General features: G+C 54.0%; 15 protein-coding genes. 10 read left to right on the forward strand and 5 right to left on the reverse strand.

All coding sequences use genetic code 11. The annotated features are described in order from the left end of the window. Positions 1 to 35 precede the first annotated feature (35 nt). Positions 36 to 1058: a calcium/sodium antiporter gene (locus tag H7A51_03505; GenBank protein MCP5535284.1), complete on the forward strand. Its 1023-nt coding sequence runs from the start codon at positions 36 to 38 to the stop codon at positions 1056 to 1058. Positions 1059 to 1187: 129 nt separating this feature from the next. Here H7A51_03505 and H7A51_03510 read toward each other — a convergent pair whose 3' ends face one another. From H7A51_03510 to H7A51_03520, 3 genes are all read right to left on the reverse strand, one after another. Then, positions 1188 to 1616 (reverse strand): hypothetical protein, encoded by a 429-nt coding sequence (locus H7A51_03510; protein ID MCP5535285.1) that lies wholly within the window; start codon positions 1614 to 1616, stop codon positions 1188 to 1190. Between the two features lie 60 nt (positions 1617 to 1676). After that, positions 1677 to 2750 carry a PEP-CTERM sorting domain-containing protein gene (locus tag H7A51_03515; GenBank protein ID MCP5535286.1) on the reverse strand — a complete coding sequence of 358 codons (1074 nt, stop codon included), beginning with the start codon at positions 2748 to 2750 and terminating at the stop codon, positions 1677 to 1679. Positions 2751 to 2855: 105 nt separating this feature from the next. Beyond that, complete coding sequence (locus H7A51_03520; protein MCP5535287.1) at positions 2856 to 4487, reverse strand: fumarate hydratase; 1632 nt, start codon at positions 4485 to 4487, stop codon at positions 2856 to 2858. Between the two features lie 127 nt (positions 4488 to 4614). Here H7A51_03520 and rpsN point away from each other — a divergent pair, with 127 nt between their 5' ends. The 4 genes from rpsN (at position 4615) to H7A51_03540 (ending at position 7593) form a co-directional block, all read left to right on the forward strand. Further along, a complete protein-coding gene (gene rpsN, locus H7A51_03525; GenBank protein ID MCP5535288.1) occupies positions 4615 to 4884 on the forward strand; it encodes a 30S ribosomal protein S14 in 270 nt (89 codons plus the stop codon). Positions 4885 to 5011: 127 nt separating this feature from the next. Further along, on the forward strand, positions 5012 to 5272 hold the full coding sequence (locus H7A51_03530; protein ID MCP5535289.1) for a zinc ribbon domain-containing protein: 261 nt from the start codon (positions 5012 to 5014) through the stop codon (positions 5270 to 5272). Between the two features lie 2 nt (positions 5273 to 5274). Beyond that, entirely contained in the window at positions 5275 to 6663 is a 1389-nt protein-coding gene (locus H7A51_03535) for an HlyC/CorC family transporter (protein ID MCP5535290.1), read from the forward strand. 42 nt (positions 6664 to 6705) lie between these two features. Beyond that, entirely contained in the window at positions 6706 to 7593 is an 888-nt protein-coding gene (locus H7A51_03540) for a tyrosine recombinase (protein MCP5535291.1), read from the forward strand. 72 nt (positions 7594 to 7665) lie between these two features. On the opposite strand, the gene H7A51_03545 is transcribed toward H7A51_03540, so the two are convergent. Further along, positions 7666 to 8067 (reverse strand): phnA protein, encoded by a 402-nt coding sequence (locus H7A51_03545; GenBank protein ID MCP5535292.1) that lies wholly within the window; start codon positions 8065 to 8067, stop codon positions 7666 to 7668. A gap of 139 nt (positions 8068 to 8206) precedes the next feature. Between H7A51_03545 and H7A51_03550 the strand changes: the two genes are divergently transcribed. Then, entirely contained in the window at positions 8207 to 9109 is a 903-nt protein-coding gene (locus H7A51_03550; GenBank protein MCP5535293.1) for a LysR family transcriptional regulator, read from the forward strand. 65 nt (positions 9110 to 9174) lie between these two features. On the opposite strand, the gene H7A51_03555 is transcribed toward H7A51_03550, so the two are convergent. Continuing rightward, a complete protein-coding gene (locus H7A51_03555) occupies positions 9175 to 10275 on the reverse strand; it encodes an alanine--glyoxylate aminotransferase family protein (GenBank protein MCP5535294.1) in 1101 nt (366 codons plus the stop codon). Positions 10276 to 10466: 191 nt separating this feature from the next. On the opposite strand from H7A51_03555, the gene H7A51_03560 reads away from it, so the two are divergent. The 4 genes from H7A51_03560 (at position 10467) to rpsO (ending at position 13339) form a co-directional block, all read left to right on the forward strand. Next, positions 10467 to 10802, forward strand: coding sequence for a hypothetical protein (locus tag H7A51_03560; protein MCP5535295.1), 336 nt, complete (start codon positions 10467 to 10469; stop codon positions 10800 to 10802). 34 nt (positions 10803 to 10836) lie between these two features. Then, positions 10837 to 11838, forward strand: coding sequence for a hypothetical protein (locus H7A51_03565; protein MCP5535296.1), 1002 nt, complete (start codon positions 10837 to 10839; stop codon positions 11836 to 11838). 17 nt (positions 11839 to 11855) lie between these two features. After that, entirely contained in the window at positions 11856 to 12929 is a 1074-nt protein-coding gene (locus H7A51_03570; GenBank protein ID MCP5535297.1) for a hypothetical protein, read from the forward strand. A 128-nt stretch (positions 12930 to 13057) separates the two neighbouring features. After that, positions 13058 to 13339, forward strand: coding sequence for a 30S ribosomal protein S15 (gene rpsO, locus H7A51_03575; protein MCP5535298.1), 282 nt, complete (start codon positions 13058 to 13060; stop codon positions 13337 to 13339). Positions 13340 to 13355 lie beyond the last annotated feature (16 nt).

A 13355-nucleotide genomic window follows, 5' to 3' on the forward strand; every position in this document is an offset into this window, starting at 1 on the left:
GAAGCGTGTACATATTCCCGCCTGTGGAACTGACAATGCATTTTCTCTGGCTGACCGGTGGTCTGGTATGTCTCTATTATGGAGCCGAGTGGCTGGTGAAGGGGGCTTCTGAGATTGCGCTACGACTGGGCATTTCCCCCCTGGTTGTCGGGCTGACAGTGGTGGCGTTCGGGACAAGTATGCCGGAGCTACTGGTTTGCCTGAAGGCAAACTCACCCGAGGTGATTGCAACTCCTGCGGGATGGTTCGGATTTCAAATCGAAGCCAGCCAGGAGAGTCCGGATATGGCGCTGGGGAATATTGTGGGGTCGAATATCTTTAATATCGCGCTGATTCTTGGAGTAGCGGCATTGATCCGCCCGGTGGTCATCCACTCCCAACTGATCCTGCGTGAGCTACCCATCCTGCTGGTGAGCTCGATCGTATTTGCTGTGATGATGATGGATAAACATCTCAGCCGATGGGAAGGGGGAGTCCTTTTTGTAGGTATCCTGGTTTACATCGCAGCCAGTGTCAGGCTTTCCAAGAACTCGAGGCACATAGTGGGAGCTGACGAATTCGAGGAGTTTGAGAAAAAGGAGATCGAGCAAGCGAAAAAAGGAGGCCTCCGGATACTCACCGACCTGGGATTCATTCTGCTTGGCATCGTGACCCTCGTGGTGGGCGCCGACTGGCTGGTGGACCACGGAGAGAAAATCGCCGAGTGGTTCGGCGTGCCCGATGTCATTATTTCGCTGACCTTGTTTGCGCTGGGGACATCGCTCCCTGAGTTGGCAACCTCCGTTGTTGCTGCCCTCAAGCGCCAGGGGGATATCATCACCGGTAATGCCATCGGCTCCTGTATTTTCAATCTGCTCGCCGTCATCGGGATTACCGCCGGGGTCAAACCGATCAATGGCGATGCAATCTCATGGATCGATCTTGGTGTGATGCTGGGACTGACTGTCATTATCATCCCGTTGATGTGGTCCCGGATGAGGCTCTCACGTATTGAAGGCGGGTTGCTGGTAGGTGTGGCCTTTGCCTATTCGCTTGTGGTGGTCTTGTTGCAGAGATAGGCCATTTCCTGGTTGTCAGGTGGCCTGCCGACGTGTTCTTATCCAGATAAAAGAGCCAAAAAATCCCCGCACGCTGAAGAGCGCGCGGGGAACGAATGGTTATGCGTTGTTAGTTGTTGGTTGTTGTGCTTATTTGTAACCGATGATGAGCGCGTAGTGGGCACCATTGTATGTGCTGTTAGACATCTGCATTTTGATATAGAAGGTGCCTGACCACTTGGGCTTGACCCGCACGACTGGAACGGCATCCACCTTGGTGTCGCGACCGACCTCGTTCATGTTTTCATCATAGAGGATGATATCGACGTCATAGGCATCCGAGCAGCCGCCTCCTACGAGCACATACTCAGTGCCAGCCTTGAGCGTGGTTTTGATCGTTGTGCTGCCGCCTTTGCGGAGCAGACCGTGCCAATAATCGTTGCGGAAGCTAATACCCTGCTTTTTCAAGGCCTGGGCGATTTTAAGGGCACGACCCTTGGCTTCGGTGGTAGTGGCTTCTGCGCTTGGTGCTAAAAAGATAGCTAACAAAGCTAGGGCGGGGACGAGTAGTTTCTTCATAGTGGGACAATGCTAGCAAAGACCGTGCCGTTTCGTCAAAACAAATCTTTGTTGCGCAGGCTAAATGGGTCGGCCAACTGGTTGTTTGTTTCTCCTAAGAAAAAGGAAAACGGTGGCCGATAGAATGAGTATCGTAGAGGATGATTCAGGGACGGTACTGTAGCCGAGGTCCCTTAGGAATGCGGCATCCAGTTCGGTCAGTAAACGGCGTTCCCCCATGCCGATGAACGGCACTACAACGGCAGTTTGTGAGGACCCGTTGTCCAGGCGGGTGCTCATGGTTCCATCGGCGACGTGGCCACTGCCAGATTCGATCAATCCGTTGCCTGTGCCGTAAAGGTTGATGACGTGGCTGCCTGTCCAGTTGGTCGCTCCGCTGATTTGATCGTCCCAAGTAGTGGAAGTGCCTAGTCCAACAACGTGAAGCATTTCGTGCAAAGCGACCGAGTATAAATCGTATTTTCCCGCGTCCACTGGCGTGGTGTGATCAAAGTGCCAAAAACTTTCCAATGTGCTGTCACTGTCTTTGCCTTTTTTGTTGTCAGTGTCCACGTCGAACCACAGGTTGCCGATGCCGGCGCCAATATCGAGGTTGTAGCTTCCGGGATAACCTCCGAACAATGTGGTTCCGTTGATATTTTGAATGACTGGGCCAGCGCCACGACCGATCCCGTTGTTTGAATTGACAACGGCTTCATCAATGGCGTTTTGCAGGTAGGTGGGTGAGATGTTGGAAGCGGAAATGCCTAACTGCACGCCCGCTGGGCCTCCGGATGCCAAAGTGACCCCAGCCAGTTCGCGGACGCCCACAAAAATTTTGACTGTGTTGGCGGCCAGGGAAGGGTTCGAAATTGACTCCTGGGTTCCGTCAGTGGGATTAATGAAGAGGTAATCCCAGTCGAAGGTCACCGAGGTAAAACCATCAGAGCCCGTATAGGTTTCCTGAACCGGTGCCAATGTCGTGTTGATAAGGGCACTGATATCTGCCGCCGCCTTTTCCAAAGCCGACTTTGCCCGTTCATTGGTTTCAAAAAAATGATCGGTTCCCGCATCGTAGCTATAGTCCAGCTCGATGTTGAGTGCTTTTGATGGCGTAGTAAGTAAGGTTACTGAAGCAGCGATCAACCCCGCCACCTTCCTTGTTTTTGAAGAGCTTGATTTACACACGACCAATGCCATATCACCCCTCGCGGCTGGTGGCAAGTTAATATTATGGCCTGTATGATAGTCTGTATTTCCTTAGCAAACCGGACACTGGTTGATCTGCTGGAAGAAGTCGTTGCCTTTGTTGTCGACCAGAATGAATGCGGGGAAGTTCTCCACTTTGATTTTCCAAACGGCTTCCATCCCGAGTTCAGGGTATTCGAGCACCTCGAGTTCCTTGATGTTGTCGGTGGCTAACAGTGCGGCAGGGCCACCGGCTGAACCGAGGTAAAAACCTCCGTTGTTTTTACAGGCGTCAGTGACTTGCTGGGAGCGGTTGCCCTTGGCGAGCATCACCATCGAGCCGCCATGTTTTTGGAAAAGGTCGACGTATCCGTCCATACGCCCCGCTGTGGTCGGGCCGAACGATCCCGATGCGTAACCCGCGGGGGTTTTTGCCGGGCCGGCGTAGTAAACGGGGTGGTCTTTGAAATACTGCGGCAGGTCACCCTCGGCTTCCAGTCGTTCCTTGAGCTTGGCGTGAGCGATGTCACGGGCCACGATGATGGTTCCCGTCAGCGACACCGCAGTGGTGACGGGGTACTTGTCCAGCGTTTCCAGCACCTTGTCCATGCCTTCATCGAGGTTGATGTTGACGCCGCTGAACTTCCAGTCCTTGTATTTCTCGGGGATATACTGACCGGGGTTGGTTTCAAGCTTCTCGAGGAAAACCCCGTCCCTGGTGATCTTGGCCTTGGCTTGCCGGTCGGCTGAACAGGAAACACCGATGCCGACCGGGCAGGAGGCACCGTGTCGGGGGAGCCGGATCACCCGCACGTCCAGGGCAAAGTACTTGCCGCCAAACTGCGCACCGATACCGATCTCGCGCGCGGCGATCAGGAGTTCTTCCTCCATCTGGGTGTCACGGAATGCCTGGCCGTGCTCGTTGCCTTCGGTTGGAAGTTCATCGTAATACCGGGTTGATGCCATCTTCACGGTTTTCAGACATGTTTCCGCAGACGTTCCACCCACCACAATCGCGAGGTGGTAGGGGGGGCAGGCCGCCGTGCCGAGGGACTTCATTTTCTCAATACAAAACGCCTTCAGGCTGGCGGGATTGAGCAGGGCTTTGGTTTCCTGATAGAGGTAGGTCTTGTTGGCTGACCCGCCGCCCTTGGAAATAAAGAGAAACTTGTAAGCGTCACCCTCAGTGGCGTAGAGGTCGATCTGGGCCGGCAGGTTGGTCTTGGTGTTGACCTCGTCGTACATGGTCAGCGGGGACGACTGCGAGTAGCGCAGGTTTTCCTCGGTGTAGGTTTTATGGATACCGCGGGAAAGGTGTTCGGCGTCGTCGCCGGTGGTGCGGACGTTCTGGCCTTTTTTACCCATGACGATGGCGGTTCCCGTGTCCTGGCAGGCAGGCAGGATGCCGTGGGAGGCGATCTCCGCGTTTTTAAGTAGCATCAGTGCGACCATACGGTCGTTGTCGGTGGCTTCCGGATCATCGAGGATGGCGGCGACTTGTTTGAGGTGGGAACTGCGGAGTTTGAAGCAAATGGCCTTCGACGCTTCGTTGGCCAGCATCGTCAGGGCTTCAGGCGCAATCTTGAGGATGGTCTCACCTTCAAATTCAGCGGTGCTTACACCCTCGGTGCTGATTTGCTCGTATTCAGTGGTGTCAGGGCCCAGGGGAAAAGGTTCTTGGTAGTGGAAAGGTGTGATCGACATGATGGTGGGAATTAAGTCTGGAGAAGGCGCGGAGGCAACCGGAATCGACCGTAGGGCAAGAAAAGTGAAGATTTAAGCAAAAATGGCTTGATTTGCTCGCCCGATCCGCTATTTCCGCCCCCCCGTTATGGCAAAGAAATCATGGATCGCGCGCAACAAGCGCAAGCAAGCAACCGTCGCAAAGTATGCAGACCTGCGTAAGCAGCTCAAGGATGAGAAGGATTATGTAGGCCTCAGCATGCTGCCTCGCGACTCGAGCCCCACACGTTTGGTGAACCGTTGTGAATACACCGGCCGCCGTCATGGATTCCTCCGTCGTTTCAAGCTTTCACGTATCGCATTTCGTGAGCTTGCTTCGCATGGAATGATTCCAGGCGTCACCAAGTCAAGCTGGTAAGTTTGACACCGTTGTGATACTTTTTTGGCGCAAGGTGGAACCCGCAAGGGATTACTGCCTTGCGTCTTTGTCGTCTACTTCTTTGTTGCCTACGAAAAGCATCACAGATCACATCCAATAAACAGGAATGCCCCTCTACGAATATATTTCAGAACATGCCGACGACCCGGAGCGAAGTTGCCGCGTCTGCGCGAGGGGATTTGAACTGCGCCGACCTGTTGACCGTGAAGCATTACGCACTTGCCCCTTGTGCAAGAACCCGGTGAAAAAGGTGATCAGCAGGGTGAATACGCCCCGGATCGCCAAACCATTATCGATCAGCGACGCCAAAAAGGCGGGTTTCACGGTCTTGGAAAAGCGCGATGAGGGCGTCTACGAAAAACAGTGATGGTGGCTTCATTCGACATCCTGGCCTCTGGAGGCGCATTATACACGGAATACCCGACCTGGGATCTGGTGGTGAAATATCTTATCGGAATCACGGTCTTCCTGATTCTCAACGCGCTCTTTGTTGCCGCTGAGTTCGGGCTGGTGAAGGTCCGCAAGAGCCAGCTCATCGAAGTCCAGGGGAAAAAACCGGTCAAAGCGAACCTCGCTCTACACGCCCTCGGTATGCTGGATGGCTACCTCTCGGCCGGCCAACTTGGTATCACCGTGGCATCGCTCGTCCTCGGTATGTTAGGCGAGCCCTTGGTGGCTCACTTTGTCGGTCCGTTTTTATTGGATCTTGCCCCCGAATTCCCCAAATGGCTGGTGCGGGGTATCTCCATCACCATCGCGGCTATTTCGTTCTCCTTTGTCCACGTGATCATCGGCGAACAGGTTCCCAAGGTTCTCGCCATACGCAAACCTGTTGGAACCACCTTGCATCTCATCGGCCCGCTGCACCTGTTCTACAAGGTGTTTGGCTGGGCGATCCATATCATCAACAGCACGGCTAACTTCATTTTGAAAAAAGTCTTCCGCGTCGAGCCCGCCGGCCATACCGATGTGCACTCGGCCACGGAGCTGGCCCTGCTGGTGGAGGAGAGCGGAAAGCATGATGAGGTCACCGATACCGAGCGGGAGATCCTGATCAACGCGCTCGAACTCAATGATATTTCAGTCAAGGATGTGATGACGCCCCGTAGTGAGGTGGTCGTCCTGGATGTGGATTCTGATTTTGAAAAAAACCTCGCGGTTGCCACCCGCAGTCAACACACCCGCTTTCCCCTGGTGAAAGGTCATCTCGACCACGCCCTTGGTTTGATCCATATCAAAGACATCCTGACCTTGGTCAACGACGAGGACCCGGACCTGATCCGGATCAAGCGCCCTCTCAAGGTGGTGCCGGAAACGATGGCCCTTGATGTGTTGCTGCAGTTTTTCCTCAAGGAGCACGCCCATCTGGCGATGGTGGTGGATGAACATGGCGACCCCGCAGGCCTCGTTTTCATGGACAACATCATGGAGGAGCTGGTCGGTGATATCCAGGACGAGTTCGACAGCGATACCAGCTCAATCAAGAGGATCAACGAAAATGAATTCATCACCGAAGGGGCGCTGACCTTGAATGAACTCTCCGATCATATCCCTGAACTCGATCTCGAAAGCGGTGACATCACCACGGTCGGCGGCTACATCACCCGCGAACTGGGTTATATCCCCGAACTTGAGGAAACGCTTGTGGTGGAAGGTTATGAAGCCACAGTCACCAGCACCGACGGTCGCCGCGTCGAGCAGGTCTTGTTCCGCAAAATCGATCCGAACGAGGAATCGAAGGCAGAGGGACCGGAGTAGCGAAGGGTTTGCTCGCTCCGTCATTTTAGGTATAACTTACGCGTGACTTCGCAAATCGACCAGTTTCTGCTCTACATCGCCACGGAGCGCGGGCTGTCCACCGCCTATCAGCTGTCGGTGCGGCAGTCGCTGGACGCGCTTGTCGCCTGGGTGGAAAAAAAGGGGGTCTCCAGCTGGGATGACATCGGCACCCAGGAGCTGTCCGATTTTCTTTCCTATCAAAAAGGGCAGGGGCTCTCCGCCGCATCTTTGCGTATTAACATGGTGCACCTGAAGATATTTTTCCGTCGACTCGCCGGCCTCAACATGATCAAAGCCGATCCCGCCGAGCCGCTATTGCCCCCACGGGGCGAAATACACCTTCCGGAAACACTCAATGAACAGCACGTCAGCTCGCTGCTCGAATCGGTCGATGTGGCGAAGTTGTTAGGTCGACGCGATCTCGCAATCCTCGAGCTCTTTTATGCATCGGGCCTGCGCTTGTCCGAGCTCTGTGGTGCCCGACTCGAAAACCTCGACCTCGACGAAGGTTTTATCCGCGTCACGGGTAAAGGCGGTAAGACCCGGATTGTCCCCGTGGGCGGGAAAGCCCGTGAGGCGGTGGCGGCCTATTTGAAAAACGAACGCCCGGAGCTGGTGAAAAAAAAGACCTCGTCCTGGATCTTCCTGAGCATCCGCGGTGGCAAACTCAGCCCGGAGCGCGTCCGCGAAATCGTCAAACAACGCGCCAAGGCCGCAGGGCTGGAACAGAATGTCTACCCGCACTTGTTACGCCATTCCTTCGCCACCCACCTTCTGCAAAACGGAGCCGATCTCCGGGTGATCCAGGATATGTTAGGCCATGCCGATATCGCCACCACCCAGATCTACACCCACGTCGACCAGAAAGGCCTTAAGTCCATCCATAGGAAATTCCACCCAAGAGGGTGAGGTGACGGCGGTTTGAAACCGCCTCGTCCAAACAGATGGAAGAAGGCGCGGCGGTTACCAACCGCCGCCACGTCAAAGCCCCGCCTTAGCTGCCTCCTCCATCACCTCATCATCCAGATACGCTTCGTCCAGAATGTCCCGTGCCCAGTTTTCCTGTTTGGCAATGTAGCTGAGAATCCGGCAGGCCATGACCTGCACGGCTGGTGTTTCGCTCCAGATGAGTTCCCCCAGGTGCCGCCACTGGTCGGGAACGATCAAGCTGGGTTTGTTTAACTGGTCGATGACCTTCTCACAGAGCAGCAGGCACCGGCCTGAATCGGGCTCGTTAGGCACCGGCGGCATCTCATAAATATGCAAAGGCACGTTAGCCTCCCCGGAAAGCTCGCACTTGGACTTGGCCCGTCTAGCAAGATCCTTGCCAAATGCAGATAACGCCATCTGGCGTTGCTGGTGTTGATCATATCCTTTGGCCATGACAGTGGATCGCTTGCTGGCCGGTATTCTATCCATACCACCGCCACAGGCAAGGTCATTTCAATCGACCAATAACCGAAATCCCATGCCTGGTATTTGGAGTTTGGTATTTGCAAGTTAAAGGCTTATGCTGTCCCGCATGAACGTGCACCACCTTGAGCTGTTTTACTACGTGGCAAAGTATGAGGGGATCACCGCCGCTGTTAGGAAAATGCCATACGGTATCCAGCAGCCCGCCGTGAGCGGCCAGTTGCTGCAGTTGGAAAAGAGCCTCGGTGTCAAATTGTTTAACCGTCGGCCATTCAGCCTGACCGATGCCGGCAATGAACTCTACGACCACGTCTACCCGTTTTTCTCACGCCTGGGTGATGTTGAATCCCGACTGAAGGGGGAGGAAAGCAGGCACCTGAGAATTTGTGCATCCGCCTCAGTGTTGCGCCACCACCTGCCCGAGTTGTTAGCTGACCTCAGGGAGCATATCCCGGGACTCCGCCTCACCCTGCGCGATGCCGAGCCATCCGATGTGCAGGATTTCCTGGTCCGGCAGCAGGCGGACCTGGCGGTGAGTGTGATCCACCCACGACTCAGCGATGGACTCAAGGCGGTTGAGTTGATGCGACTGCCCCTGGCGCTTCTTCTGCCTGCCCGACACAAGGCAAAGTCGCTGTCGGACTTGCTCGACGATACATCAGGTGAGCTGCGGGCCAATGTGCCGCTGGTCGGGCTGCCTGCAAACGAGGAGGTCATGCAGCTTTTCCAGAAGGAGGTCGATGCGCGGCAACTCATCTGGCCGGTCGCGGTGGAGGTCGACTCCCTCGATGGCGTGCAGCAGTTTGTCCGTTGCGGGTTCGGGGCGGGTATCACCGTTAAAATCCCCGGTGCAGAACTTCCCAAGGGAGTGAAGGCGATCGAGCTGGTTGATTTCCCGGCCTTGGAAATTGGTATCGTTTACCAAGGCGCATTGAAACCTGTGGCCAAGCAGTTTCTCGAAGCCGCCAAGGCGCGCGCCAAAGCCATCGTATCGGGAGCCGCCAGAAAGTAGTCACCCAAAAGCAGCCTTGGCGTCTGTTGGCCAAGACTGCTTGCAAAGTTCGCATCGGTCAGGATTTACAGGAAATCCACAATCACATCATCGAGCTGGTCGATGAGTTCCTGCATCGTTTCCTCGGTCTCATTACCCATGTTGGAAATGCGGAAGGTAAGCCCCTTGACCTTGCCGTAGCCGCCGTTGATGAGCACGTTATACTTGGCTCTCAATGCCTTGATGAATGCGGGCACGTCGAGCCGGCCGTCGGTGTTGTCGATGGCGGTCAAGGTCTTGGATTGATACCCCTCGGGGGCGAAGTTCTTGAATCCATGTTTCTCCATCCATGCGTGGACCATGCCATTGAGTTTTTCGTGACGCGCAAAACGCGCCTCCAGTCCCTCCTCCATTATCGCATTCACCTTGTGCTGGAGAGCGTAAAGCAGGGAAACGGCTGGGGTCGACGGCGTGTTGTTTTTCGCGGCGTTTTTATCAAACTCGACAAAGTCGAAATAGTATCCACGTCCTTTGGTGGTGGATGCTCGTTCAAGAGCCGCTTCCGAAATAGCAAAAACGGACAGCCCCGGAGGCAGGGCAAACGCTTTCTGCACACCGGCGAGCACCACATCAATCCCGAGCTGGTCCATTTCGATCGGCACGGCGGAAAGTGACGATACCGTGTCGACCACGAGCAACACACCGGGGAATTCCTTCACCACCGCGGCAATACCAGCGAGGTCGTTCATCACGCCGGTGGATGTTTCATTGTGAACCATGGTCACCGTATCAAAACCACCCTCGGAGAGCTTGGCGCGCACGGCCTCCGGATCTATCGGCTGACCCCATTCGACCTGGACCTTCTCGGCCTGCTTATCACAGCTTTCGGCCACCCCATACCACTTGTCGGAAAAAGCTCCACAGCAGAGGTTGAGCACCTTGGTCTGCACCAGGTTGCGGATCGCACCCTCCATCACCCCCCACGCGGAGGAGGTGGAAAGATACACCGGCCGTTCGGTGCCGAGGATTTTTTTCAATCCCGGCTGGATACTGGCGTAAAGGGCCTCGAAGTCGCTGCCGCGGTGGCCCATCATAGGCTGGCACATGGCTTCGTAGGTTTCAGGGGCAATATCCACCGGTCCGGGGATATACAACTTGGGTAATTTAGTCTGGGTAGCGTCTGACATCGCGACGCGATTATTCTCGTTTCGCCAAGCTTGTCAAAGCTTGAGAGTGTCAGGCTCGTCAGCCACTCGTTTTTTCAAAAAGAACAATTGACGCAGTTAGATGGCAGGGGTATCACTTGATCGACCTTTTTCAATCCATCTCCTTTTTTGCATCCAAGGAGGCCATGTTGAGTTTTTACATGCTGATTTCCATGAAACTACACGATAGCACTGCCCATCGACTTGTCCTTTCCGCGTTTGCTGTATTTCTGCTGACATCCTGTGAAGATAAAGCACTCGTCCGGAAAAATGAGGATCTTCGCAAGCAGGTTTCCGAGCTTGAAGAACAGGTTGGCTTGTTGGAAATGGAGATTGGAGAGGACCCGGGTGATCAGACGGCTCTCATAAGCGAGGCGAATTCAGCTTTGAAGAAGGCACTCGAGCAGCTCGAACAACTCGATAACGAAAAGATGGACCTGGAGGCAAGCCATGAAAAGTTAGAGAAAGAGTTTAGGGACTATCAGAAAAAATACCCAATCAACGAGTAAGGCAGACTCTCATTAAATCTATCAAAATTCAATTATGATCAATGATTTATTAACGAGTTCAAAAGGGCCTGGAGTCATCGGCCTCATCTTGGGGCTGGCTGTGTTACTTGGTTTCGGAAGTTTGGCTTTCCTGGTCTTGGAAGATGATTCAGGTAGCAAGAAAAGCATTTACTCCCAGATCAAGGAAAAGGAGAGATACATACTCATTCTTGGAGACGAGAAGTCCAAGTGGCAGGAAAAAAGCGATGACTACGTAGCCAAGCGTGAGTCCGCAAAAAAAGTAGCCGAATTGCAGACCGAGCTGAAACGAAAACAAGCCGATATCGTAACCTCTACCAGTGCAGTGGCTGCTGCGGGCGATAAAATCTCTATTACTCAGAAGAAGTTCCAAGATTACAAAGAAAAATACCGGCTCACCGAGCGCGCGCGTGCGGTGGGTGAGAAAATCGCAAGCCTGACCATCAAAAACGGAAAAACTTACGAGGATGTTGTGATTCGCAGGGTATCCGCAGAGGGTATGGACATCCGCCACAAAAACGGTGGAACTCTGATAAAGCGTACCCTTTTGCCGGATGATATGTTGGATCGTTTCCAGTATTCGGATTCGGATACGGCCATTGCAAATAAAAACAAGGAAGCCAGGCTCATAAGGGCAAATAAAGGATCGGCAGCCTATGCCAAGTCCCTCCAGATCAATGCTCTCAAGACTAAACTGAATACGCGCAAGTTTGAGTTAAGCCAACTAACCCAGAGTATTGCCTCGGCTGAGGCAGCGATTGTCTCAAAAACTGCCGCCGCAGAAAGAGCGACAGCTAAAGCCGCCGAGCATCGATCGAAAGCAGACGCGGCAAGGGCGCAAGGCCGTCAATCAATGCAGGGAGCATTGGCTCAGCAAGAAGAGGCAAGGGCCGCGAATTACCTCCAGTCTGTAGAGAAGCTGAGATCTTATATTGCTTCAAAGCAAAGAGAAAGTGACAAGACCAGTGCTGATATCAGTGCATTGGAAAACGAATTGCGTCAATTGATGACCAAGTAATTTAACCCAAGTCGTCGATGCGAAATCCATTCACAGAGGAAGACCTGTCAGGGGTCGTATTTTTTGTGATTGGTATGATCATTTTGGTTTTTGCCGGTCTGTTCCTAGGGCTTGTTTCAGATATCGGGTCCAAGTTGTCGTTTGAGGGAAGTCATGGACTCAAGGATGAAAACGACCGACTAAACAGCCGGATTACCAAGCTGGAAACCCAAATAGGTGTTATTTCCCGCAAGCATGAGGCGGCAGCCCGGAATTTGCAGCAGGCAGCCATTGCCAAAGAGTTGCAGCAGCAAGCAGCCAATGCGGCAAAAGAGGCTGATATACTCCGGGAAATACTCAAAGCCGGGCAGTCCACCGCGAAGCTCATCACAGAGGCAAAAGAAGCGCATCGGTTGCAGTATCGCGAGGCCGTTCGCAGTGAGGCTATTGGTAAAACCTACGACACCATTACCTCTCGTATGGGGAAGGACTATTATGATGTGCGTGTTACGGATGTTACGCCCATGGGGGTCTCGATTTCTCACCGCACGGGTGCCACCCGGCTCGGCTATAGGCAGATGCCTATGGATTGGCAGAAAAAACTCATGTTTTCCGCCGTTGAGATGGCAGAGGCGGCCAGTGTCGAGCGAAAACGTCAAGCCGTTGCGAGAACAAAGATCGACCTTCGTGTGCAAGAGAAATACAGGGCTGAAAAAAGCGAATCCAGAACCAGGGAAATTGCCACGCTTCGCAGCCAGATAGCGGTAACCACTGCGAAGCTTGCTGCAGCACAATTGGAGGCAGGCCTCGCCAGAAACAAGGTGACTTACCAGGAGAGTCTCCGTCGCAGCAGAACCTATTCGAGTTCGTCTTATAGTTACCGCTACTACAATACGAGCCTGGGATCATACTACGTGAGAAGCTATCGGCCACGCTACCGCATTACGACGATTGGCAGCAAATCAGTCCCGGGTAGCCTGGAAACCTGGGAGCAACGGGCAGTGCGTTTCGAGCGGGCTACAGTCGCTTATACCGCCGAGTTGGCCAGTTTGCGGTCGCGCCTGGCCTCTCTGGATCCCGGATATATGGTTCCTGCGCAACAGGTGCCTTGAGCTGGTAAGGGTTTTAAATTCGGAGAGAATGTCGCATTAACCCTTGCAATCCTGCGGAATTCTGCTTTATTCCCGCCTCCCGCACAAGGGCTGACTGGCAAGGAGCTGGTCTGAAACCAAACAATACCATGAGCACAGAAGCTACAGAAAACGTCAAAGAAACTGAAATCAACCCCGCCGACTTCCGCCTTCACGAAGGTGACACCGGCAGCGCCGACTACCAGGTTGCCCTTCTCACCAAGCGCATCAAACACCTCACCGACCACATGGGTCAGCACAAAAAGGACTTCGCCAGCCGCCGTGGCCTGCTCACGATGGTTGCCCAACGCCGCAAACTTCTCGATTACCTCAAGGGGCAGTCGGAAGAGCGCTACGCCAAGCTCATCAAGGGCCTCGGACTGCGTCGCTAAACCACTTTCGCACAAC

Source organism: Akkermansiaceae bacterium (genome assembly GCA_024233115.1).
Taxonomy (GTDB): domain Bacteria; phylum Verrucomicrobiota; class Verrucomicrobiia; order Verrucomicrobiales; family Akkermansiaceae; genus Oceaniferula.